Genomic DNA, 23,992 nt, shown 5'->3' on the forward strand with positions numbered 1-23,992 from the left:
TGGTGGGTCGTACTGGACTTGAACCAGTGACCCTCGCCTTGTAAGGGCGATGCTCTCCCAACTGAGCTAACGACCCATATAGAATTTTAGATAATGGTGGGTCGTACTGGACTTGAACCAGTGACCCTCGCCTTGTAAGGGCGATGCTCTCCCAACTGAGCTAACGACCCATATCTAAATTTTTCAACGACATTGGTGCGTCGTTGTGGAGCGCTATTATAGGGAGACTTGAAAGAGTGTCAATACTTGAAGTTACAAATTTAGTTTAGGTGCGGATTTTATCACCAATAAGGTAATGGCTCTTCATTATATACCTAAATAAAAAATTGCCTTCTAAAAATTCTTGAACGGTAAAAGGCATAGGATAAATATTGTGTTTTCATCCTTATTCCCCTTCGTTTTGATCTTTCCTCTATATCAATTCAACCTCTTTCGCATGAAAATGGGAGAGGGCGTATCGCAGTATTTAGGTAATAAGGTTGTTCATGAATGGAGGAATAAGTAGGGGGTAATGCGAGTAGGGTGCAGGGCAACCGTATATTGCAGAATGAATTACAGCACTTTGATAATACCTCAACATAAAGGTTTGTGTTTTTTTTGAACAAAAACAAGGGTTTTTATTGTTTATTACTCTTTATGTGGTTATATTGTCGCCTAATTGACGATTTTTAAAACGTCTGACAAAAAGTTAGTGAAAAATTGTTGACTTTGTTTGTGTGCCTGCATAGAATGCGCCCCGCACTCAGCGATACGGTTAAACAGTTTTGTTTGCTAAGTTCGTTAAGGAATGGGGCTATAGCTCAGCTGGGAGAGCGCTTCGCTGGCAGCGAAGAGGTCTGCGGTTCGATCCCGCATAGCTCCACCATTTCTAAGTGCAATGTCCTAGAACACATTTTAGTGTCCCCTTCGTCTAGAGGCCTAGGACACCGCCCTTTCACGGCGGTAACAGGGGTTCGAATCCCCTAGGGGACGCCACTTACTTTGCTAAGTGATGTTATCTAAAAACTCTCGAGTAGTGTTTAGATATTATACTCATATGGTGCGAGTTAAAACAGCCAGTCCTAGAGACACAGAGGTTTAATAAACTAAATTCTGCGTCCCCTTCGTCTAGAGGCCTAGGACACCGCCCTTTCACGGCGGTAACAGGGGTTCGAATCCCCTAGGGGACGCCACTTTACTTTTGTAAAGTAACAAAACTCATATGGTGCGAGTTAAAACAACCAGTCCTAGTGACACAGAGGTTTAATAGATCAATTTCTGCGTCCCCTTCGTCTAGAGGCCTAGGACACCGCCCTTTCACGGCGGTAACAGGGGTTCGAATCCCCTAGGGGACGCCACTTTACTTTTAGTAAAGTATAAAAACTCATATGGTGCGAGTTAAAACAACCAGTCCTAGTGACACAGAGGTTTAATAGATCAATTTCTGCGTCCCCTTCGTCTAGAGGCCTAGGACACCGCCCTTTCACGGCGGTAACAGGGGTTCGAATCCCCTAGGGGACGCCACTTTACTTTTAGTAAAGTATAAAAACTCATATGGTGCGAGTTAAAACAACCAGTCCTAGTGACACAGAGGTTTAATAGACCAAATTCTGCGTCCCCTTCGTCTAGAGGCCTAGGACACCGCCCTTTCACGGCGGTAACAGGGGTTCGAATCCCCTAGGGGACGCCACTTTACTTTAGGTAAAGTACAAAAACTCATATGGTGCGAGTTAAAACAGCCAGTCCTAGTGACACAGAAACAAGTTTCTGTTTTAAATTAGGCCATTCGCCTCGCAGGCTCGGTCTCATCTAACGCAGAAATAGCAAATCAGCGATTTGCAAAACAATTTCTGCGTCCCCTTCGTCTAGAGGCCTAGGACACCGCCCTTTCACGGCGGTAACAGGGGTTCGAATCCCCTAGGGGACGCCACTTTACTTTAGGTAAAGTACAAAAACTCATATGGTGCGAGTTAAAACAGCCAGTCCTAGTGACACAGAAACAAGTTTCTGTTTTAAATTAGGCCATTCGCCTCGCAGGCTCGGTCTCATCTAACGCAGAAATAGCGAATCAGAGATTTGCAAAACAATTTCTGCGTCCCCTTCGTCTAGAGGCCTAGGACACCGCCCTTTCACGGCGGTAACAGGGGTTCGAATCCCCTAGGGGACGCCACTTTATTTTTATCTCTCCCTTTATTTTCCTACTTAATCTCCGATTATTTTTATTCATTTTATTACCTACAATTTCTAATTTCTCAGAAATGCAAGCCGATGTTCTTTTTTTGAACACTTTCATTGTTGTGTTGATCGCAAACAAGTTCTTGGCAAATATTCTAACCATCTTAAAAACCTAATAATTTACTATTGCATTTTTACTTTTAGAGAAAAATAAATGAGCAATAGGCGACCAAATTGTACAGGTAAAGAGAATGACTACCCGCTACATTACAACTTACTTTCGACCACAGATATAACGGGCACCATCACATACGCAAATCGACAGTTCAGTGAGGTGGCAGGGTATCAATTCCATGATCTAGTTGGGCAACCGCATAATATAGTTCGCCACCCGGATATGCCCGCAGCGGCATTTAAAAATCTATGGTCCTATCTAGCTAAGGGCAAATCTTGGATGGGAATGGTAAAGAACCGGTGCCAAAATGGCGATTATTACTGGGTCAATGCGTATGTCACTCCAATAAAAGATTGTCACGGTAACACCATCGAATATCAGTCGGTTAGAACTAAGCCTGAGCGTTCAGTTGTTGAGAGAGCGGACAAGGTATATCAGCAGCTCAATCAAGGGGTTCAGTTAGATAAAATCGTTATTCGTTCTTGGTCGTTATCAACAAAAATCTGGGGGATGTTAGCGTTTTTTTTCGCGCTTACTTTACTCGTTACCTATTGGGCGAGTCCGTGGTCATATCTTCTGGAAACACTACTGATGATCTTCATAACGATCGCGACCCACAAGCTGTTAGCACCAATTCATCATTTAAGTCAAAAAGCGCGAAAAATCTACGATAACCCACTTATGCAAAAAATATACTTAAACAGGGTTGATGATATCAGTGCAATTGAGTTGGCGTTATTTGCAAGAGAGTCTGAATTAAGGGCTGTATTAGGAAGAGTGAAAGACGCCAGCGAGCTAGTTACTCAAGATGCCACAATCATGGCATCAGAGTGTCAAGGTAGTTCTGCGCTCTTACAAACACAGCAAACTCAAACAGGCTCTTTGGCAACGGCTCTAAATCAAATGACATACAGTATCTCGCAAGTTGCAAGCAACACACAGTCCGCGGCTGAGCAAACTGAAAATGCATTACTATCGGTCGCTGAAGGAAATCATGCTGTTGAAGAGAATATTCATACCAATCAAAGCTTGTCTCACGAACTGCAAAAGACGCAAAAAGATATTGAAGAGTTAAGTGAACACACTGCAAATATAGGGAGTGTTGTTGATGTTATTCGTTCTATTTCTGAGCAGACCAATTTATTGGCCTTAAATGCGGCGATAGAAGCAGCGAGAGCTGGCGAGCAAGGCAGGGGTTTTGCCGTTGTCGCCGATGAAGTACGCGCGCTTGCTCAGAGAACACAGGAGTCCACAAAAGAAATCGATCAGATAGTAGCGAACTTGAAGCTGCGCACTGAGTCTGTGGTTGCAGCCATTCAAAATGGCGTAGAGAAGTCTTCGCAATGTGTGGGCAAAGCACAGGGGATGAAGCATAGCCTAACGAGCATAAGTGACATCGTGACGGATATATCAAGTCTAAGTTATCAAATTGCAACTGCTGCGGAAGAAATGTCGGACGTCTCAAACGAGCTAAACAGTAACGCTGAAAGTATTTCTCAGCTCGCTGAGGAGTCGCTGAATAGTGCGAGAAAAGGTTTACAAACCATTGATCAAACGCAAGGCTCCCTATCCGCACAAGCAAGCCTGGTGAATCAATTCATCTCTAAATTTCATTAGTTGTTCATAGTGTTCGTGCGTAATGTTGTCAAAGCGAACAATTTTAAATCAGTAAAAGAGCTATTGTGTTTCCAAATTGGTTAAATTAGAGTCACATGACCAACACTAAACTGGCTAAGGATAGTAGCGTGAAAAAAATTGTTATATCTGGGGTAACATCTGGGTTTGGAGCTGCGTGGTTGGCGGAGCTTGATAAAAACCACCAAGCTGAGTTTTTTGTGCTTGCAAGAAATAAAAACAAACTGCATTCGATTATTCAGCAATACGGCCTGACAAGCACAGTGCACTTTGTAGAGTGTGATCTGAGTGTGATGAAATCAATTGATGCTGCTTGCCAGTATATTTTCTCACAGGCCGAGCGGATTGATGTATTGGTGAATAATGCAGGCATATGGCCAGGCGACGCATTAGAGCTGTCAGACGACAATATTGAACTGACTTTTGCTGTGAATGTGTTAGCGCCGTATTATCTAACAGGGAAATTACTGCCTTTGTTGTATCGTTCAAAGCGTGCAAGCATCGTCAATACGGCTTCTTTTAGGCATTCTGACGCAAAAATAAATCAACAAGATATCGAGTTAGTATCGTGCTTTAACGCTGAACGAGCATACTGTAACAGCAAACTATACACGATTTTATTTACCAAACATTTGGCACAGTTGCTGAGTGATAGCCAAGTATTGGTAAACTGCTTTGACCCAGGCATGGTAGATACGCCTATGCTCAAACAAGCATTTCCAAAGCACCTCTCGTTTTTGTATCCAATTACAAAAGCGATGATTGCGCGCTCTGTTGAAAAGGGGGCGCAAACAGGCGTGTTTTTATGTGATGAGAAAAATGTAAGTACCTCAGGCGCATACTTTAAAGATAAGAAAATAAAGCGCCCCAGTTCACTGAGTAGCGATAAGACACTAGCGTTATGGCTTTGGCGTGAATGTGAACGCTTGTCCGGATCTGTTTATCCATTGAAATCGACGATGTTGGTGGGGTAAGACTTCGTTTAATTGGAACTGTTTTTTTGTCCTGAAAAGCGCATCAAGTTTCAAGTGCGTTACTTTACTATCTGCGCTTTTTGCGATGCATTTTTTAATAGTTGATTACGCTCGGCCCAGCATGCGTTTGAGTGTTTCATCTTTATCAATAATGTGATGCTTAATGGCACCAGCAATGTGAAGGACGATAAGGGTACTTAAACCGTAGCCAATGAGGCTGTGAGCATTTTTGGCAACGATAAATATTTGCTCGTTAATAGGCACTATCTCATCTCCCATGATATGTTCATTCACCAAACTTAAACCAAACACATCAATGCCATAGCCGCCAAACCCAGAATATAACATACCGCTGATTGGCATTGCTAAGGTGCCTAGCAGTAGTAGACAGTGAGCAACATACGCGATTTTTTGCATATTCACTGAGGTGCCTGCTACGGGCTTTGGAAAGCCGCTTTTTATACGGTAAATTGCGCGTGGCAAAATAAGTAATAATGCCAGCACACCAAAGGCTTTGTGAATTGGATAGAGTGCCCAAATTTCAAAGTTTGCCATGCCAAAACCCACGGTAATTAATCCCAGCACGGTAAAACCGACTAGCCAATGTAGTAAACGGGTTGTTACGGAAAGTGGTTGTGTACTCATTTTGATAACTCCTTGTGATCTAGAGTTGCTAGATTACTTATCAATTGTTAGCATTTCTAGCGCTCTGGGACGAATGGCGGCACTTTGTGTTTAGCAGTTTCGATCCGCCATTCGTCCCAAAGCCATTGGATTAAGCACTGATCAGCATGTGCGCTTCTTTGCGCTTGCTCTTACTTACCGGAATTTGTTGCTGAGTCTTGAGTTCGATATGACCGTGGCCGGAACGAGCATTAATAACACCTTGACTCACTGCTAAATTAACTAAATAAGAGCGGTGACAGCGGAAAAATTGGGAGTTAGGCAGTAGGTTTTCTACTTCCTTCATGGTTGCCCTCACGAGCAGTGTTTTATGTTGCGTCATGATCTCAATGTAATTGCCTGATGCCTTAAAAAATAACACGTCATCAAGATTCACGTTTATGCCATCTAAGGTAATGCTGTCTGACGTTGATTTATGATTGGGCGCGTGTGTAGATATTTGCTCTTCTTGAGGCTCATTTTTCGGCGTATCGCATTTATCAAATACATAAGCTTTTACCTGCCACACTAAAGCAATGGTTAGGTAAGTAAGTACATGAGTATGCCAATTGAAGAATAAGCTTTGTTGCCAGGTAACTGAGTCTAAAATGACATCAAGCAGAATATGGACACATAAGGTAAAGCCAATAGCATAAATGGCAATTACACTAAAGTGCTTGATGCGGTTTTGGCAAGGAATGTTATTTAGGGCATTACATAAAACTGGCGTGATAAACAGCCACCCTCCAAACCTGTGTAATGACCATTCAATGGAGGAAAGTAAATCAACAGGCTCGTTGGCGATAAACATGCTATGAAAGGCGCAATTTAAACACATGATACTGAGTACAACGACCCAACCCAATAGCATGAGTTGATAATCTTTTAGGTGGCTAACGTTATTTTTTAAGAATGTCGTCACTTTAATTTTGCCTACGTTAGGAGTTTATTAGTTATGCTAGCTATTGTGTAAGTGTCTGCTTACTTTCTCTATTCTTTCAGCGATAAATAAAATTGAATGACCAGAAATTATGCGCTAGAAGCGGTACAAGTTAAAGGGCAATTATTACGAACTTGAGAAATAAGCTGACAAGAATAGGAATTCTGTGCTTCTAGACCACATTATGCCGGAAAAGTTCTTAATCGTGAGTGCCAACGTAAGGCTTTCACCTTATTTATAAAGATAAAATCTGTCAGCTTTTTAATCGCATGGTGCTTTTAAAAGCTATTTATATCAGATACTTTAAGCGTTTTAACTATGGGGAAAATATACTCTTTATGATACATAGAAGACACGCTATGATGAGACAAACAGCTCAGATACAAAAATAAGAAAGCAAGGAAAACCGCACGTGTTAAATGAATTTTTATACCGGTTAGGCTGGGTGTTAAAAGGTTTTGAGTTGATCCTCGTGCTTTGGTTTTTGATTACACAGTTCCCAAGGCTTCAATGGTCAAAACTAGTTACGCGTCGTACTCATGATTTATCACTTGAACAGCAGGCGTTGCACTCGAGTTTCGTTACAACCACTCTTTATGCTTTCTATCACATTATTGCTTCAGAGCAGGGTATGTACTTTTTATCATTGATGATGGACCAAGTTGATCGAATCAAGTTGTTTTATTTCTCTACCATTATAATTCACTTCATCTTTATGCTGGTTTTATATTCATTCCACAAAATGTATGGATATGCTTTTTCTAAAGCGGCGAGAGTTTGTATTTATACGCGATTTGCTTACATGTGGCTGTTAATGATGGAGTTGGTGACTCGAGGCTATTTTGATTACCATGAAACGGGGTTTATCTATATATTTGGCGCTTGGGTGTGTAACTTGCTGGCGAGTGCAGCTTTAGCTGAATACCCAGTGAAAAGCATGTTAGCTTCTTTTAAAACGCGTGCTAAAACATTTTGAACTTAGCGCCATGTTTGGTAGCTGGTTAACTGGTTCGTGGCGCGTCTATAAAGCTAATATCGCCTACCTTATATTCTCACCTAAGGTCGGCTGTAGTGGTCATGTTTAAAAAAATAATAAGGGTTGAGATTGCGCTACCTTCACTGTCGACATATTGAAATTGACACGCATAATCAGCGACTAAGTTGCGCCGGTCAACAAATTACACTAGCACCCAAAGTGTATGATCTTTTGCTGTATTTTTGCCAAAACTCGCAAAGAGTGATTAGCAAAGACGAATTAATGGACCATGTTTGGGCGGGCAGTATTGTCACTGAAAATGCCATTAGTCGCACTTTAGTCAAAGTCAGAAAGGCGTTGGGAGATGATCCTAAAGCGCCTCAGTTTATTGTTACGGTGCCGCGTCGGGGCTATCGCTTAACACAACAGTTTGTGGCAAGTGATTCACCAAGGTACCAACAGGCTGAAAACAACAGTGAGTCATTGCGTCAGACTAGATTTAAACCGCGAGTATTGGGCTTCACCTTGGCGCTGTCAGTGCTGATCATTGTTGGTTTATTTTCAGTGATGCGTTCGGCCCCTAATGCGCCAAACTCTTTGTCTATAAAACCACTGACGCGTGACGTTGGTCAGGAGCTATTTCCAGCTATGTCACCGGATCTTACACGCATTGCTTACACTAAAATGAAGGCTGAAAGTCAATCAGAGATAGTAATTGAGCGTTTAGCACAGGGAGAGCGTATTACGCTGAGTAAACCGGGGTTTAGTTTATCTCGCTTGGCTTGGGCAAGCGACAATCAACACGTTGCCTTTTTAGCTAAATCGGAGCAAGAATGCGGTATATACTTCACATCTCTTGCACAAATTGAGGATATACAAACGTGGCGTCAGGTAGCTACTTGTGGGCGCAAAAGCACCCCTCATATCGTTTTTTCGCCACGCGAGCACACATTGTTTTTCAACGATAGAACCGTGGCCACGCATGGCTATCAAATCTTTAAGTTAGATCTCACAACTGGCACCAAGGAAATTTTGAATCAGCCCATCACAGCTGGCAAAGGTAATTATGCGTTTGATATTTCGCCAAGTGGTGACACTTTGCTGATGCTCAATAGCGAGTTTTCGCCAGTCACGGCTTTGTACACGCTGTCTCTGGATGGTGCCAAACTAATTAAAACGGGACAGCTCGATTATTTGATGCGTTCGGCTGTGTTTAGCCATGATGGTGAAAGTATTGTGCACCCCTCTCCACATCCTGCCTATGAACTTTGGCAAAGCTCCTTGGCTGGGAGGAAGCTATCAATCGTTGCGAGTAATACCTCTCGCGTAAAGCATATGCAGCGAGTGAACAATGGGCAGGATTTTGTATTTGTGTCGTACTTGCTTAATCGAGATCTTGTTTATCAAGGCCTTGATGGAGAAAACAAATCACTGACTTCGACGGTAGAAGAAAATAATTCTTCGGTGATGGACTATTTACCCGCGCTTGCCAACCACGAGGAGCATTATGCTTTTGTATCAAAGCGCTCAACGGGTGCAAAAGTTTACTTGGTCAAAGAAACTGCGCAGGGTCACAGCCAAGCAATTGCTATTTCTTCGTTTGATCACCACGTTAAGTTGTATCATTTGGCATTTTCACCAGATGATACTCAATTGTTAGTTTTAGCTGACAATCAATTGTTTGTTATTGATATCAATACACATAATATGACCCAGTTGCCATTGAACAATCAATCTATTCAGGCCGTGAGCTGGCATTCACAGAGTAAATTATTATTTAGCTCATTGAACAATAATCGTTGGCATATCAAGTTGTATGATCTTTTATCACAAGAAGTGACTGACGTTGCGCAAGATTATGTGGGTGGTGTGTATTTGCCCAAGTTTGGTTATTACGCTTTGATAGAGCAGCAAACAGGTGCCGTCTTTTTAGTGTCTGACAAAGGCGAACGACTAAAAGCATTGCCAATAAGTTGCTCGCCAGCCTTGAGTGAAAGACAACTCAATGGGCATATATTTGAAGAGACCACACTGTTATGTCCCAGTGGCGATGGAACAAAGCTACACGCATTAGCACTACCTGATGGTGTGCCATCAAGCCCTGATTGGATAGTGCAACCGGAGTCACTTGATTTTAGTATCAATCAGCGTGGTATGTTGATGACCAAAATGACCCAAGCCATTGCCGATGTGATGATCACAATGTCTGAAAAATAACACCGCAAAATCATATAACTCTTTGTAACTTATCGTTATAAAAGTTGTGACCAGTAATTGGTCACAACTTCTTCCAAACAAATCATCGTTAAATCACGCTTGTTTCCTTACTTTTTATCTGTGCACCAACATGCTCTAACCAATTCAATTTGGCAGGAGGATGTATGGATAGGCCAATTTCAAAAAAAACCAATGCAGTGCCTTATTTTAAGTTGGCTGGCGTTGCCGTAGCAGCACTGGGCTTATATGGCGCAATAACGTTAGCGGGCAATGGACCAATGCAGGGGAAAACGTACAACGTAGCTGCAAGTTCTATTTCCGTGAGCACGGCTCAACAAGCCTCTTTTACGGAGTACCTTCCCTTGCGAGGCATCGTTGAGCCACAAGACACTATTTTTATTGACGCAATAGATGGTGGCCGGGTGGAGCAGGTGTTTGTACAAGAAGGTGCTTTGGTTGAGCAGGGCCAAGCACTACTCAAATTAAGTAATACCAATTTGCAGCTTAATGTACTTGCGCGTGAAGCGGAGGTATCGGAGCAGATCAACAACATGCGCAACACTCGCTTGGCGCTTGAGCAAAATCAGCTCAAGCTCAAACGTGATGTCATTGAGCTAGATTACGAAGTCTTAAAACTTGAAAAGGAGTTTGCGCGTAATAAACGCTTGGCTGAGCAAGCTTTGCTATCACAGCAAGCCTTTGAGCAAACCCAAGACGAACTGCAATATCAAATCAAGTACCGAGAAACGGTCAAAGAAAGCCAACAAAAAGAAGCGCTGTTGCAGACTCAGCAATTAGCGCAGTTGTCGCAAAGTATTAAAACACTGGAAGCTAACTTGGCCATTTCAAGGGCAAGTTTAGACAAGCTCGTGATCAAAGCGCCAAGAGCTGGGCAATTAACTTTTTTGGATGCCAAAGTCGGCGAATCCAAAAGTAATGGTCAGCGCTTAGGGCAAGTAGATCTAATTGAAAAATACAAAGTTTCAGCGCTGGTGGATGAATTTTATGTCAGCCGTGTCAACAAAGCGCAGAAAGCCACCTTCTTATTGGGTCAAGATGACATTGCCCTGTCAGTGGCCAAGATTTACCCAGGTATTGAGCAAGGGACTTTTAAAATCGACTTCAACATTGACGACGCAAATGTCATGTCGCAACTGCGTTTGGGACAAAGTTTGCAGCTCAAATTTAACCTTTCAGACAGTGAAACAAAGTTACAAGTCGCCAATGGTGGATTTATGCAATACACCGCGGGTAACTGGGTGTTTGTGTTATCAGAAGATGGCCAGCGCGCCACAAAGCGGTTGATCAGCACAGGCAGAAAAAACCCTCAGAGCATTGAAGTTCTATCAGGTTTAAATGCACAAGAGCGGGTGATCACCTCGTCATATGCCAGCTTTGCAGATGCAGAGCACCTTGCAATCGTTAATCAAAATTAAAAAGGTAACATCATGATCAAATTAACTAATATTTCTCGCTCGTTTATTGGAGAGCAGGTCGAAACGGTCGCTATAAACGGCATGAGTGTGGGCATTGAACAAGGTGAGTTTGTGTCAATTTTAGGCCCGTCTGGGTGCGGAAAGTCAACCTTGCTGAATGTACTGGGTATGTTGGATAACATCGACGAAGGTGAATTCACGTTCATGGATATACAGGTAGAGCAGCTTAGAGAAGCGAAAAAAGCATATTTAAGAAAACAATATATTGGTTTTATCTTCCAAAGCTTTAACTTGTTAGATGAGCTGACGGTTGAACAAAATATTGAGCTACCACTGATTTACCACAAGGTTGGTAAACAAGAACGCAAAGCACGTGTTGAAGAGGTCATGCGTCGAGTCGATATTTTACATCGTCGCGATCATTTACCTGCAAAACTATCAGGCGGACAGCAACAACGTGTCGCCATCGCGAGGGCCATTGTAAGCAAGCCTAAGCTGATTTTAGCCGACGAACCAACGGGTAACTTAGATTCTAATAATTCGTCACAAGTGATGCAGTTGCTTCGCCAGCTTAACCAAGAAGACGGTACCACTATTTTAATGGTGACCCATGCCCCTGAGCATGTACGCTTTGGCACACGAGTAATTGAATTGCTTGATGGTAAAGTACAAAAAGATTGCTTGGTTGAGCACGCATATAACACGTCAACTAAGGAGCGCTTGCATGCTTAAACTCTTTATTTTGGTGGCTTTTCGTAACTTTTATCGTGACAAGTTGACGAGTGTTATTCAACTGTTTGGTTTGGTGATAGGGATTGCTTGCTATGTACTGATAGGACAATATGTTGCCCACCAATACAGCTACAACACGCAGTTTACAGATGCCGAAAGTATTTATCGCATTAACTTATTTCGTGATGACAATAAACCACAGGCGTTGACGCCAATTAGATTGGCAAGCGAGCTGGCGAGTAATTTCCAACAAATAGAAGATGTGACGCGCATTTCTTCATCCTCAGTATCAGTCAAGCAAAACGGTGGGGTTTACGCTGAGCAAGCCACATTTGTCGACAGTAACTTTTTTGCTTTTTTTGATTTTGAGTTACTCGAAGGGGATATTTATACCGCGCTCAATTCACCAAGTAGTGTGGTGCTACATCAAGCTTTGGCACAAAAATATTTTGGTCGAATGACGAACATTATCGGGCAGTCGCTAACAGTCAACGGTGAACAGTATTTGGTGACAGGTGTGATCAAAAAAAGTGTGACCCCACATACTCTGCCTGAAACATTGCTGCTGCCGCTCAAAAGCTATTTTACCTTGTTGCCCAATATTCAGTGGACGCAGTTATGGAACTTTAATGCCACCATTACCTTTGCCAAAATTGCTCAAAGTAAAGATGTCTCATTTTTAAATACCAGTGTGAGTCGCTTTTACGATGAGAGAGCAAAAGGGTTGACCTCTTATAAACGTTTTCGTGTGGAGTTTGAGCCGCTGCTCGATGTGTATTTAAACAATACAACCACTCGTTCACTGGTACCATCAGGGAGCAAGCTGATGGTCACCGCGTTTAGCGTTATTGCAGTACTCATTTTATTCTTAGCCTGTGTGAACTTTACCAATTTGGCAACGGCTGCGGCAATGCGCCGGGGTAAAGATGTGGGTGTGAGAAAAGCGATTGGCGCGAGCCGTCTGCAATTAATCGTGCAGTACTTATTCGAGTCTACTTTGCTTACTCTCGTGGCGACAGTATTGGCATTGTTGCTAATATCTGCCAGTTTGCCTTGGTTTAATCAGTTAATGAATGTTGATATTAAGCTGGTGCTTGGCAACCGAGAAGTGTTCGAACTCGTGATTATTTGCGCGCTGGTATCCGTGCTTGCTGGCGGTTATCCCGCATTCTTTTTAAGTAATCAACCTGCAGCACTTGTGTTGAAGGGGGTGGTCAACACTAGCCGCAGTAACGTGCTTTTTAGGCAATGTTTAATTGTATTGCAATTCTCTGTTGCCGCTTTTTTATTGGTGACGAGTCTTGTGGTGAATTGGCAAATGAACTATGTGCAAAATATGCCACAAGGCTATGACAAATCTGGTGTCTTGGTGGTCAACGGTGGCGCTCAGTTATATAACGCATTTAAGGTTCAAGCCATGCAAATGGCCGAGGTTGAAGACGTCACCATGTCTCATACCGTGCCGACAAAAGCAACTCGTACATCGCATATGGTCAGAAAACTCGGTGAGATAGACAATGAAATTTGGGTGGGAAATAACCCGGTTAGCTACGACTACTTTAAGGTTTTTGGTATTGAGCTACTTGCAGGTCGCGGCTTTTCAAAAGCTTACGTAAACGATGCGTATAAAGAAGATAAACAGAATCTAGGGAACAGTACTGGTAAATTGGTGATCAACCAAACGTTAGCGAATACGCTTGGTTGGAGTGCCGAGCAAGCAATTGGCAAGAGTTTAATACTCGGTGCCAGTAATGAAGGATTGCATACTCATCAAATTATTGGTGTTACGCAGGATACCCACTATATCAACGCTAAAAACCAAGTGCCACCGATGCTTTATGTGCTTTCTGAGCAGCCTCAAGATCTATCATTACGTTGGTTGTCTATCCGCTTGACTGATAATGCCAGTTTAGACACAGTCAAAAGTCTTGAGCGTATTTGGTTAAGCTTGGATAACAATGTGGCGTTCAAGTATGACTGGTTGAGTGACCTATTTTCGGCTTCTTATCGCAATGAAATATTGCAAACTAAGCTGCTGAATGTATTTACCATATTGGCATTTATGGTGACAAGTATAGGGCTATTGGGCTTAGCTGCATTTACGACACAACGCAAGACCAAAGAAATAGCCATACGTAAAGTGTTGGGTGCGTCTAACCGACAGCTATGTGTCATGTTACTGAGCCCATTTACGGTATTGATTGTATTGGCCAACATACTGGCACTGCCAATCGCTTTTTGGCAAATAAACGATTGGCTCAACAACTTCATTTATCGAATGGAACTGCCAATCAGCGCATTTGCTTTGAGTTTGCTCCTAAGCCTCGCGATCGCCTACATCACGATTTTGGTTATCGCACTAAAAGCGGTGCATGCAAGGCCTGTGTTTGCACTGGCCAGCGAATAAAAGCGTGATAGGAAAAGGGGGATATTATATCCCCTTTTCAATTTGAAAGAGCGGTTCAGCTTTTCTCTTTGTTGAACTCTGAGTTTAGGTAACGTGTCAAAACGCCATATAAGTTATTCATATCGATTGGCTTGCCAATATGCGCCACAAACCCTTGTTGTAAATAGCGCGTGACGTCTGCTGACATGACATTGGCTGTCAGTGCAATGATAGGCATGTCTTTACTTATTTTACTTATTTCTCGTTGAGCTTCTACGCCGTCCATTTCTGGCATTTGGATATCCATCAGGATTAGATCAAAGTCCTCTTGTTTGACCGCTTCTACCGCGAGTTTGCCATTGTCTACCAATGTTAAATCTGCTTGGGTGTCTTTGAGCATTGATTTAATCAGCACCTGATTAATTGGGTTATCCTCTGCCACGAGTATTTTTTTACCGAACAGATCAGGTGCAATAACGGCTTTATGTACTTGAGTAGTGATGTTTTTATCTGATTTTTCCAACGGCAAAACAACGTCTATGGTTGTGCCATGGCCTAATTGGCTATCTAAGTGAATGGTGCCACCCATTAGTTTGACAAGACTGATGGTGATAGACATGCCTAAACCCGTGCCGCCAAACTTGCGTGTCGTTGAACTATCGGCTTGTTCAAAGCGCTCAAAAATCCGCGCCTGCGCAGTCTCGCTCATGCCGATACCTGAATCTTTAACACGAATACTGACGGCTTGCTTGCCTTGGTACTTTATACAGCCTAGCGTTATTTCAACATGCCCCTGCTCAGTAAACTTAACAGCATTTGAGACCAAGTTGAGCAGTATTTGTTTGACTCGGACAATATCGCCAAGCCAACCATCGGTAAAGCTCGGATCAACAACACGAAGTAAGTCAATTCCTTTGTTACTCACCAAGGCATCGACGTCAAATTGAACTGATTTTACCACCTCAGAAAATAAAAAAGGTTGTTGTTCTAATTCCAATTTGTTGTTTTCGATTTTTGAGTAATCCAGTATATCGTTAATGAGCGTGAGCAAAGAATTGGCCGAAGATGACGCATTGGAAAGTATTGTTTTTAGGTCATCCGTCAACGGCGTGTTTTGTAATAGCTGCAGACCACCTAGTATGGCATTCATTGGCGTACGGATCTCGTGACTCATGTTGGCCAAAAACTCACTTTTGGCCCGACTGGCGTCATCTGCGGCTAGCTTGGCCCGTTCTAACTCACTGATAGAATTAACTTTATCGGTGATGTCATAGTTAACCCCAATGACTTTTAGTGCTTGACCATTGTCATCTCTAATCACTTCAGCGCTGGCTTTCATGGTTCTCACTTTGCCATCGGGATGATTCACCCTAAATTCAGGGTCATAAACGCCTTTGCCTTCGACGGCATCGAATAGTAGCGCTTTAGCGTGTTCAATATCATCTGGATGTACGCTGTTTTCCCATGCTTCATAGGCACCGGAAAAATCGGCTTTAGCGATACCATAGAGCGTGTACATCCAATCATCCCATATCAGTTCATTGGTACGCACATCCCATTCCCACACGCCAATGCCAGCAGAATCATTGGCTAGTTGCATTCTGAATGCGCTGAGTTCAGCTTCGTCCTTTGTATCTTGCAGCTGTTTTTCAATCCGCTGTTGAGCGGATATATCTTGAATAACAGACCAGATGTATTCTGTACCATCGCTTTTAGCGATTTTTACGCCATGTAGCAAAACAGGGTAGGTATGTCCTTGCTTATGCACGTACTCTTTTTTATATGGGCCATAGCGACCGTCTTTAACTAGCAGCTCCAGTACCTGTTGTTCTTGTACTTCGTAGGTTTTAGGGGTGAGTTGCCAATAATCCATGTTATTAAGCTCATCAACTTCATAGCCTGTAAAGCGACTAAACTCATCGTTTACATATTCAAATACACCATCAGACAAACGATTAATGGCAATGCCGACCGGCGCTAAGTTGACGAACTGCTCAAACTTTTCTTTTTCTTCTAAGTAGGCTGATTGAAAGCGTTCTATATCCGAAACAGCATCTTCTAGTTGCGTTTGGGTTTCGCTCAGTTCACTAATGTCTCTACCAATAGCCAGAACAAGGTTTTGATTTGCCAGAGGCAGGGCGGTCAGTGAAACCAAACACGGAAATGTTGAGTTGTCAGAACGACTGTGGAGCCATTGAAATAATTGTGGTCCTTCAGTAAAGGTTTTTTCGATATATTCATTGGCCATCTCTTTAGATAGCCGACCACAGGGTTGATATTTTGGCGATATATCGGATGGATGTAGGTTTAAAAAATGGTCTGCGGTTCCGACGTCATGGAGCGTCACAGCTGCTTGATTGCACTCGATAAAGCGCTCAGTATCCAAATCAATGATCGATAGGGCATCTGCGGATACGTCAAATAGCTTTTTATACTTTGCTCGTTCTGCATTCGCCTGTGCCAGTTGGCTCTCTAGCTGGTTAACTCGTTCTTCCAGTAATGTGAGTTTTTCTTGCATAGGTCCGTCAAATATTTCAACTGAGTCTGCTAAGTATAGAGGGAACTTGCCTGTTGTTTATAGAGAAAAGTCATTTATTTGCTATAGCATCATATAAAAAGAAAGGCTAAGCGAGCGTGTCGTGTGTAAGTTTGATTTGATGGGTAAACAGTAGAATAGTCGCTAGCTAGGCGTTCACTATTCTACTTACAAGCTGTTAATCGTTAAAACACACCATTGTCGTTGCGAATCGTCCCGCCGCTTATGAGTGAATAAAAACGCATAAAGCCGTCTAGTGCTTGAACTGAGTCCCAGTGTTCGACGATACGGCCGTCTTCAATTCGCCACGTATCAATGATATTCATGCCTTTTTGGTCGTTGCCTCTATCATCTTTGTACAAAGTAGCGTGAGAGTGAAAGGTTACAAAATCGCCATCGACCAGAATACGCTTAACGTCATAAGAATACTCGGGGTAATCCTCTACAAAGTTTTTCAAAAAACTCACTAATCCGGTCATTTTATCTGGTAGGTTGCGGTTGTGTTGCTTGTACGCGCTATTGTCGTATCTAGTCAATACATACTCAAAATAGTGGTCATTCATCAGACTCTGTACAAAGTCTTTGATAATAAGTGCATTGTCTAGCTCTTGCTCTGTCCAATTTGATTTCTGCAGTGATTTAAAATCAATGCTTGGTTTATCAGTACCTTGCGCGAGTGTACTCATACTAATTAAAGCAAACAAACAAAAGGTGATGGCTTTAAACATAAATATTTCCTAGAATCTAAAAGTGGTTACCAAGTGAAACTATAGTAATTATTAGTAACTACCTTTGCAATTAGGCACATTAACCAGCCCTAGTTACTAATAGGTAACCACCTCGTTATATATTTATATGTTTTACATAGGGTTAAGGTGAAATAATGACAGCAAAAAGCAATCAAGAAAGGCGTAAATTTAATAATGATGACACATGTCCAATCCGCAACGTGGTGGCGCAAATTGGGGATAAATGGTCAATGCTGATTTTATTTGCTTTGGTCGATGGCGCGGATCGTTTTAACTCCTTAAAGTCGCGAATTTTGGGGATCTCACAACGTATGCTCACGCAAACGCTACGTGACCTAGAACGAGAAGGCTATGTAAAAAGAACGGTGTTCCCTGAAGTGCCAGCGCGAGTTGAATATGAACTCACAGCAATGGGTAAAGGCATAGTCAAACCTTTATATCAACTGGTTAGTTGGGCGGATGAGCATCATGATGCCATTAATAAAGCGCGAAAATCGTATGATAAAAAAGCACACTCGTAAGTAAAAAGCATAATTGAAATGCGCCTGACGATGATGTGCTTTTAAGAGGGCAACATACCGCGCTAACTTTGAAAAGGGATTGGAATTTTATCTACGGTGATGGTGTTGTTTTCGCCAATGATTACCGCATGATTTCGTTCGACCTTAACCCAGCCAAGAGAGGTGTCACTCAGTGGTTCGGAGCTGATAATAATATCGCCATGTGGATCGTGGCTGATCTGAATATCGTCATTTGGTTGATCATAGCTAAACGTGCCTTGTGTATAAAATAACGATGCAGGTTGGCTATTGGCGTCCGTTGCAAAACGTGTGGCGATGGTATTGATGCCATCGCTAACAGCGAAATTGATGAACGCATTGGTATTGGCATCATTGTCCACTCTAAACTTAATAATGCGCTTGATGGTTTTATAGAGCCCTTGTTTTAATTCTTTTGCCGATAATTCCTCTGCAAACTCAATGGTATCCATAAACAAAGCAAACGCATATTCAGAATCGGTATTGCCTTTTATCAGGTTAAAAGCTCTATCAGATAAACTATTTAAAATATCACGCTTAAATTTAGGGAATTGGTCTAGTCGACCATTATGCATGAACATGTAACGGCCTGAAGTAAATGGGTGACAATTACTTTGTGATACTGGCATGCCGACAGACGCATCACGAATATGCGCAAAAAAATGCTGGCTGCTTACCTTAGAGGTTAATTGGATCAGGTTTTGGTTGCTCCATGCAGGCTCGACGCTGACGATTCGAGCAGGTTCGGGGTCGTCATGTAATGGATACCAGCCAACCCCAAAACCATCACCATTGACCGGCATAGCCCGTTTTTTGGCAGTTTTACTTTGTACAATCAAAGAGTTTGCAGGTTCGATCACCAATTTGTTCATAGTGATTGCACTGCCTTTATAAATTATGAAGCGACACATATTTTTTACGTCCTTAACTTTGATTGGTTTTTACCTCTTAAGTTAACGGGTATAAGTTAAGAGGTAAGCAATGGGTCTTTTTAAAACGAAAAAATTAAACACTGAATAAAATAATAGAACGATTCGAAGGTCTTCACTTTTAATTGCTAGATCAAATTCTGGTGATGCTGAATTTTCAAAATGAAGCCGATAACTGTTTCGCTTTAAGCTTTATTGCTTAAGTGAATTTAACGTTTTCTATTAACCATTTTACAAAGTTCTCGATAGCATCACTTGCTAGGCTGTTGGAGCGAAAGTGAACATGGTAATGCCCCCAAGGTAATTCATAGCTGAACTGGGGTAACGCTTTCAGTAGCTCTAGTTTGATAAGATCGTCCACCATGAATCCACAAGTTAAAGCAATGCCTTTTCCTCCTAATGCTGCTCTAACGGCAAGCATAGCAAGCTCAAATGTATGTATGTGTAAATTCACCGGTTTGCGAATTTGGTGCTGCTGCATCCATAAGTTCCAATCTTCAGACTTTTCTGAAGAGTACAAAGGTAAATTTAGTAAAGACTCTGGATTGGTAATGTCTATGCTATTGATTAATTCAGGCGTACCGACCGGAAACCAGTATTCATGCCTCAATTTTTGCGTGACAAAACCCTCTGGCGTGGGCCAAGTACCGATGATGATATCGTAGTCACTGGCGTTAAAATTAGCGGCATAAGACTCCATTCCTAAGATTAATTCAAGGTTGGGATATTGATTGGCAAAGTCCGCAAGTCTTGGCGAAAGCCAATCTGCCGCAATAGAGGTTTGCGCCATCACTTTTAAGGTTAGATTGTCAGAGCTAAGCAAATGACTGGTTATTGAGCTAAGTCGTTGAAAGCTGTCTGACACCACAGCTAAAAGCATATCGCCTTCTTGGGTCAAAGTTGTACGTTTTTTTTCTCGGTTCAGTAAAGGTTTACCAAAGAAGTCTTCCAGCTGTTTGATTTGATGGCTCACTGCACTTTGGGTAATACACAGTTCTTCCGCTGCACGACTGAAGCTTTTGTGTCTTGCGGTGACTTCAAAAACTTTCAAGGGTTTCAGTGGGGGCAGTTTATGGCTCATTCAAGTATTAATTTTTATAATTATGTGATGACTTTATATCACTATTTATAATGAATCGGCTAGTTTAGAGTCAATGTTAATTAATGACTGTTTAAGCGATTGCTTTAAATTTACTTTATTTGAGGAATGCAAATGATTGAGACTCCACGCTTGCGATTACATGAATGCCAGATAGAAGCTGCTAGTTTTATTTTTGAATTGTTTAATCAACCAGAATGTATTGAATTTATTGGTGATAAAGGGCTCACAGACATAGCACTTGCAGAGCAATACATCAGAGAAAACTTGCAAGCCAGCTACCAAACTCATGGTTATGGCTTGTATGTAATGGAATTGAAATCCAGCGGTGAAAAGATTGGTTTGTGTGGTTTAGTCAAGCGAGATTATCTAGGCAATCCTGATTTAGGATTTGCTTTGTTAAGTCAGTATGGAGGAAAAGGCTTTGCACTGGAAGCGTCTAAAGCTGTGCTCAATTTCTGTCGTCAACGCTTTCAAATAAATGAACTGTTAGCCATTACAAAGCCTCACAATCAGCGTTCTATTGAGTTGTTGACTAAGCTTTCATTCAAACCTATCTCACTGGATTCTACGCGAGAAGAGTTGTCGAAGGTTAGTACATTTCATTTAGATCTCGCTCAGAGTACTGTTTTTTAATTTAACAAAATTATAGGGAATTAAAATGAATATATTTAGCAAATTGTGTTGTGGACTGTTGCTGATCTGCAATACAGCTTTAATGGCCAGTGAGCAGAAGTTACCCGAGTATAATGTAATGAAAATGGACGAAGGTGAGTGGTCCGCCAAACTGAGTTTCTTTGCGAAGGGTCAGGTTCAACGTCAATACCAATGGCACGAGAGTAATTCTATGTTAGGTGAGCTTTGGTCTATTGGTAGCTTATACGGTGATTTGGATGGTGAAGCCTATAAAGGCGTAGCCACTTTGGGATATGACCCTAAGCAGCAACAATTTGTTGGCACTTGGATCGATTCCATGTCGCCTGAAATTTTGCAAATGCATGGTGACTTTGATTTTGAGACAAACACCTTAACCTTGTTTTATCAGACTACCGATCCATCGGGTCAAATTCAGAAAAGGAAAAACGTAATGGTTTATGAAACCCCATCGCATCGGGATTTCGTCATGTACGTTCTGAAAAATGATAAGTGGATTAAATCTATGCACATTGACTATCGAAAAGTGGTCAGTAAAGATAAATAAACGGAGCGAATTGCAATGATTAAAATACCTCACATAGTTGCCAAGTTAAGCTCAAAAATACTATTGCTTTTGGCCAGTATTTTGATGACCCCAATACAGGCGCAAACAGATGTAGAATTACTAAAAAAGCAGGTATGGGACGCAGAGTTGGCCTTTGCTAAAACTATGGCAGATCGTGATCATAAGGCTTTTATTGCGTTTGTTGCTGAAGATGCGGTGTTTATGGGTGGGGGCAGCAAGGTGAATCGTGGTAAACAGATGGTAGCAAGCAGTTGGGCACCTCTATTTGAAAACGCGAAAGCACCATTTGCTTGGAAGCCCGAGCGAGTCGAAGTGTTGGACAACGGCACACTGGCTTTAAGCACGGGGCCAGTCTGGGATGACAAGGGGCGTTTTCATACTTACACTTCAATTTGGCGTAGAGAGTCAGATAACAGCTGGAAAGTAATATTTGATAAAGGCGATCGTTACTGTCCACCAACAAAGAAAAAATGAATCACAAGTATTTAACTTGCCGGATTTTTTTAGCGGGAAAAATCCGGCAGTGGCTAGTTACCTAAAAAGCGTGAGCATTCAGTCTTCTTTCTTAAGCACGTAGATCTCGCCATCAAAACTACCTTGGATTGTTAAGCCTTGGCCTGCCAACTCTTTGAGGTAGTCAATATGATCTTGCGTAATGTGCTGACCGGGTACTAACAGTGGAATGCCCGGTGGATAGGGCGTGACTAACCCGGCACAAATGCGCTTGTTGGCTTTACCGATAGGCACTGACTCTCGCTCGCCATAGAACGCATCGCTTGGAATACACGCCAAATCTATGGCAGGTAAATTCTCAGGCAGGCGAGCGCGTCGCGTCGATTTAGACAACTTCACTTTACCGCTGTCGAGTTTCTTTAACGCATTGTATAAACGAATGATCTTCGAGCGCGTGCCGCCTAGTGTGAGTAACACTAAGATGGTGCTGTGGGTGTACTTTTCGATCTCTAACCCGATTTCGTCCAGTAGGAATTTATGTATATCTTTTAATGAATAGGGTAATTCGCTGATGTCGATAAGAATCTTGAGCGGATCATGACCCATATTATCGCCACTAAAGTGTGGAAATATCTCCATAAAGTCTTGTTTAGAGAGCACTTTAATATGCTTGAGCGAGGCCATTTGTTGCTTAAATTCATCTACATGGTTCAGTAAAGCATTCAGTAACTTATAGCCTTCCATCTCCAATTGCTTTTGGCATACATCGAGTGATGCGATTAGCTGATACTTTGGTGATGTGCTGGCATAGATGCTGTAAATCTCTCGGAAAAAGTCGGCATCGAAATCAGGGTCGTTAATATGAATGTAAGACGCTTGGGAAAATGCTGACACCACTTTGTGCGCCGAATGGGTGACATAGTCAGCCCCTGCTTGAATGGCAGAATAATAGCGTAAACTAGGGTGAAACAGCGAGTAGGCAAACCACGCTTCGTCAATAAACACCTTGATGCCATGCTGGTGGGCAAAATCAACCACTTGCTTCAAATCGCTCAACAGGCCATCGTAGGTACACCCTGTGAGTACCAATAACTTCGCATCGGTATTTTGCTCAATTGCCTGTTTGATGTCAGCAAGGGATGGCGGCGCGAAAATACCGTATTTCGGATTTAAAATACTTGATAAATAAATGGGAAAGCTAGCAGACTGCAAAATACCGTAGTGCACAGATTTATGGCAGTTGCGGTCAATGATCACCTTATCGCCTTTGCGAAGTAAGGTCTGCAAAATGATTTTATTTGAGGTGGACGAGCCATTGGTAACAAAATAGGTGCGCTTCACTTCAAATGTTGCGGCAGCCGATTCTTGCGCGCGGCCAATGGTGTTGGTGCTGTCAGACAATGAGCCCAATGAATCTACCGATACCGACAAGTCACCCACAAAAACATTGCGACCATAAAATTGATAAAAATCTTTGATATATGGCGAGTTTCTAAAGCTAGAGCCGCCGCTATGGCCCGGGGTATGCCATGAGTCATTCGCTTCGCCCACATAACTACGGTACGCCGTCCAAAATGGGGTTTCTGAGCGGTCGTCAAAGTCGTTGATCATATAACCTAAAATCGCTTCAGGGTCTGAGATCACTTCATCTTTAAAAAAGAAAGACTCGATTTCTTCGGATTCGTTGACTATCTCAAGTCCCTTGGTGTCGTCGCCGATAACGTACACGGGTAATTCAAGACGAATGCTTTTCAATTGATCGATAAAACGGCTATACGTTTGCTCACCGCTTTTGTTGTGTACGTCCCAGCTTAGTACCACCGCCTGAATATCACCATCTTCCGTAACATGTTCCAAGGCCTTAGGAAGGCTGAGACATTCGATAATATCGATATGCACATCTTCTCGCTCAAAGTTAGGGATCGTTTTTGACAAATTGGTTGCAAGCGCTTGTAAAACCGTTGGTTCTTGTTCAATTAATAAGATACGAAGGATAGGTAACATAGGTATGTTCGCATTAAAATTATTAGACTTTCAGTAGCATAAACAAAGTGTTGAGCGTTGTGAAATGAATAGTTTGAAAATGTTTTATTCATTGTACTTTTAGCAGGATGGCGCTGCTGTTTTTTTGGTTTTGACGAACCAGTTTATGGGGCAGTTATAACGCCTATGTTAAA

18 protein-coding genes and 10 tRNA genes are annotated in these 23,992 nt (G+C 42.2%); 19 read left to right on the plus strand and 9 right to left on the minus strand.

The annotated features are described in order from the left end of the window. Positions 1–76, minus strand: a tRNA-Val gene (locus tag AC5FX4_RS07295). Positions 77–94: 18 nt separating this feature from the next. Next, positions 95–170, minus strand: a tRNA-Val gene (locus AC5FX4_RS07300). A gap of 619 nt (positions 171–789) precedes the next feature. Here AC5FX4_RS07300 and AC5FX4_RS07305 point away from each other — a divergent pair. From AC5FX4_RS07305 to AC5FX4_RS07350, 10 genes are all read left to right on the plus strand, one after another. Beyond that, positions 790–865: transfer RNA gene (locus AC5FX4_RS07305), tRNA-Ala, on the plus strand. Positions 866–899: 34 nt separating this feature from the next. After that, a tRNA-Glu gene (locus AC5FX4_RS07310) sits at positions 900–975 on the plus strand. Between the two features lie 121 nt (positions 976–1,096). Further along, positions 1,097–1,172, plus strand: a tRNA-Glu gene (locus AC5FX4_RS07315). 89 nt (positions 1,173–1,261) lie between these two features. Beyond that, a tRNA-Glu gene (locus AC5FX4_RS07320) sits at positions 1,262–1,337 on the plus strand. Positions 1,338–1,427: 90 nt separating this feature from the next. Beyond that, a tRNA-Glu gene (locus tag AC5FX4_RS07325) sits at positions 1,428–1,503 on the plus strand. Between the two features lie 90 nt (positions 1,504–1,593). Then, positions 1,594–1,669, plus strand: a tRNA-Glu gene (locus AC5FX4_RS07330). Positions 1,670–1,833: 164 nt separating this feature from the next. After that, positions 1,834–1,909 (plus strand) — tRNA-Glu (locus tag AC5FX4_RS07335). A gap of 164 nt (positions 1,910–2,073) precedes the next feature. Further along, positions 2,074–2,149 (plus strand) — tRNA-Glu (locus tag AC5FX4_RS07340). Positions 2,150–2,368: 219 nt separating this feature from the next. After that, entirely contained in the window at positions 2,369–3,946 is a 1,578-nt protein-coding gene (locus tag AC5FX4_RS07345) for a methyl-accepting chemotaxis protein (RefSeq protein ID WP_493605789.1), read from the plus strand. A gap of 95 nt (positions 3,947–4,041) precedes the next feature. Beyond that, entirely contained in the window at positions 4,042–4,938 is an 897-nt protein-coding gene (locus AC5FX4_RS07350) for an SDR family NAD(P)-dependent oxidoreductase (RefSeq protein WP_493605790.1), read from the plus strand. A 105-nt stretch (positions 4,939–5,043) separates the two neighbouring features. Here AC5FX4_RS07350 and AC5FX4_RS07355 read toward each other — a convergent pair whose 3' ends face one another. Together AC5FX4_RS07355 and AC5FX4_RS07360 are read right to left on the minus strand one after the other, a co-directional pair. Beyond that, the gene (locus tag AC5FX4_RS07355; RefSeq protein ID WP_493605791.1) at positions 5,044–5,583 is read right to left on the minus strand and encodes a cytochrome b; all 540 of its coding nucleotides are present in this window, start codon (positions 5,581–5,583) and stop codon (positions 5,044–5,046) included. 130 nt (positions 5,584–5,713) lie between these two features. Next, positions 5,714–6,523 carry a LytR/AlgR family response regulator transcription factor gene (locus tag AC5FX4_RS07360; protein WP_493605792.1) on the minus strand — a complete coding sequence of 270 codons (810 nt, stop codon included), beginning with the start codon at positions 6,521–6,523 and terminating at the stop codon, positions 5,714–5,716. A gap of 430 nt (positions 6,524–6,953) precedes the next feature. Here AC5FX4_RS07360 and AC5FX4_RS07365 point away from each other — a divergent pair, with 430 nt between their 5' ends. The 5 genes from AC5FX4_RS07365 to AC5FX4_RS07385 all read left to right on the plus strand — a co-directional run bounded on the left by AC5FX4_RS07365 (position 6,954) and on the right by AC5FX4_RS07385 (position 14,309). Beyond that, positions 6,954–7,517 (plus strand): hypothetical protein, encoded by a 564-nt coding sequence (locus AC5FX4_RS07365; RefSeq protein ID WP_493605793.1) that lies wholly within the window; start codon positions 6,954–6,956, stop codon positions 7,515–7,517. 129 nt (positions 7,518–7,646) lie between these two features. Further along, positions 7,647–9,734, plus strand: coding sequence for a winged helix-turn-helix domain-containing protein (locus AC5FX4_RS07370; protein ID WP_493605794.1), 2,088 nt, complete (start codon positions 7,647–7,649; stop codon positions 9,732–9,734). A gap of 164 nt (positions 9,735–9,898) precedes the next feature. Beyond that, complete coding sequence (locus AC5FX4_RS07375; RefSeq protein ID WP_493605795.1) at positions 9,899–11,170, plus strand: efflux RND transporter periplasmic adaptor subunit; 1,272 nt, start codon at positions 9,899–9,901, stop codon at positions 11,168–11,170. A gap of 12 nt (positions 11,171–11,182) precedes the next feature. Next, positions 11,183–11,902, plus strand: coding sequence for an ABC transporter ATP-binding protein (locus AC5FX4_RS07380; protein WP_493605796.1), 720 nt, complete (start codon positions 11,183–11,185; stop codon positions 11,900–11,902). Continuing rightward, the gene (locus tag AC5FX4_RS07385) at positions 11,895–14,309 is read left to right on the plus strand and encodes an ABC transporter permease (RefSeq protein ID WP_493605797.1); all 2,415 of its coding nucleotides are present in this window, start codon (positions 11,895–11,897) and stop codon (positions 14,307–14,309) included. Before AC5FX4_RS07380 ends, AC5FX4_RS07385 begins: the two co-directional genes overlap by 8 nt. A 55-nt stretch (positions 14,310–14,364) precedes the next feature. Here the strand turns inward: AC5FX4_RS07385 and AC5FX4_RS07390 are convergent, their stop codons facing one another. Both AC5FX4_RS07390 and AC5FX4_RS07395 read right to left on the minus strand, forming a co-directional pair. Continuing rightward, on the minus strand, positions 14,365–16,806 hold the full coding sequence (locus tag AC5FX4_RS07390; protein ID WP_493605798.1) for a PAS domain-containing hybrid sensor histidine kinase/response regulator: 2,442 nt from the start codon (positions 16,804–16,806) through the stop codon (positions 14,365–14,367). 203 nt (positions 16,807–17,009) lie between these two features. After that, a complete protein-coding gene (locus tag AC5FX4_RS07395; RefSeq protein WP_493605799.1) occupies positions 17,010–17,552 on the minus strand; it encodes a nuclear transport factor 2 family protein in 543 nt (180 codons plus the stop codon). Positions 17,553–17,707: 155 nt separating this feature from the next. Between AC5FX4_RS07395 and AC5FX4_RS07400 the strand changes: the two genes are divergently transcribed. Beyond that, positions 17,708–18,094 carry a winged helix-turn-helix transcriptional regulator gene (locus AC5FX4_RS07400; protein WP_493605800.1) on the plus strand — a complete coding sequence of 129 codons (387 nt, stop codon included), beginning with the start codon at positions 17,708–17,710 and terminating at the stop codon, positions 18,092–18,094. 62 nt (positions 18,095–18,156) lie between these two features. On the opposite strand, the gene AC5FX4_RS07405 is transcribed toward AC5FX4_RS07400, so the two are convergent. Both AC5FX4_RS07405 and AC5FX4_RS07410 read right to left on the minus strand, forming a co-directional pair. Continuing rightward, positions 18,157–18,984: a class II glutamine amidotransferase gene (locus tag AC5FX4_RS07405; protein WP_493605801.1), complete on the minus strand. Its 828-nt coding sequence runs from the start codon at positions 18,982–18,984 to the stop codon at positions 18,157–18,159. 256 nt (positions 18,985–19,240) lie between these two features. Beyond that, positions 19,241–20,122 (minus strand): LysR family transcriptional regulator, encoded by an 882-nt coding sequence (locus tag AC5FX4_RS07410; RefSeq protein WP_493605802.1) that lies wholly within the window; start codon positions 20,120–20,122, stop codon positions 19,241–19,243. 132 nt (positions 20,123–20,254) lie between these two features. Here AC5FX4_RS07410 and AC5FX4_RS07415 point away from each other — a divergent pair, with 132 nt between their 5' ends. Genes AC5FX4_RS07415 through AC5FX4_RS07425 form a run of 3 tightly spaced genes read left to right on the plus strand, consistent with a single transcriptional unit; the run spans position 20,255 to position 21,836 of the window. Next, positions 20,255–20,776 (plus strand): GNAT family N-acetyltransferase, encoded by a 522-nt coding sequence (locus AC5FX4_RS07415; protein WP_493605803.1) that lies wholly within the window; start codon positions 20,255–20,257, stop codon positions 20,774–20,776. Positions 20,777–20,801: 25 nt separating this feature from the next. After that, positions 20,802–21,341, plus strand: coding sequence for a DUF1579 family protein (locus tag AC5FX4_RS07420; protein ID WP_493605804.1), 540 nt, complete (start codon positions 20,802–20,804; stop codon positions 21,339–21,341). A 15-nt stretch (positions 21,342–21,356) separates the two neighbouring features. Continuing rightward, positions 21,357–21,836, plus strand: coding sequence for a YybH family protein (locus AC5FX4_RS07425; RefSeq protein ID WP_493605805.1), 480 nt, complete (start codon positions 21,357–21,359; stop codon positions 21,834–21,836). A 78-nt stretch (positions 21,837–21,914) separates the two neighbouring features. Here AC5FX4_RS07425 and AC5FX4_RS07430 read toward each other — a convergent pair whose 3' ends face one another. Beyond that, positions 21,915–23,819, minus strand: coding sequence for an aminotransferase class V-fold PLP-dependent enzyme (locus AC5FX4_RS07430; protein WP_493605806.1), 1,905 nt, complete (start codon positions 23,817–23,819; stop codon positions 21,915–21,917). Positions 23,820–23,992: the final 173 nt, after the last annotated feature.

The organism is Pseudoalteromonas sp. ATL1 (genome assembly GCF_058933015.1).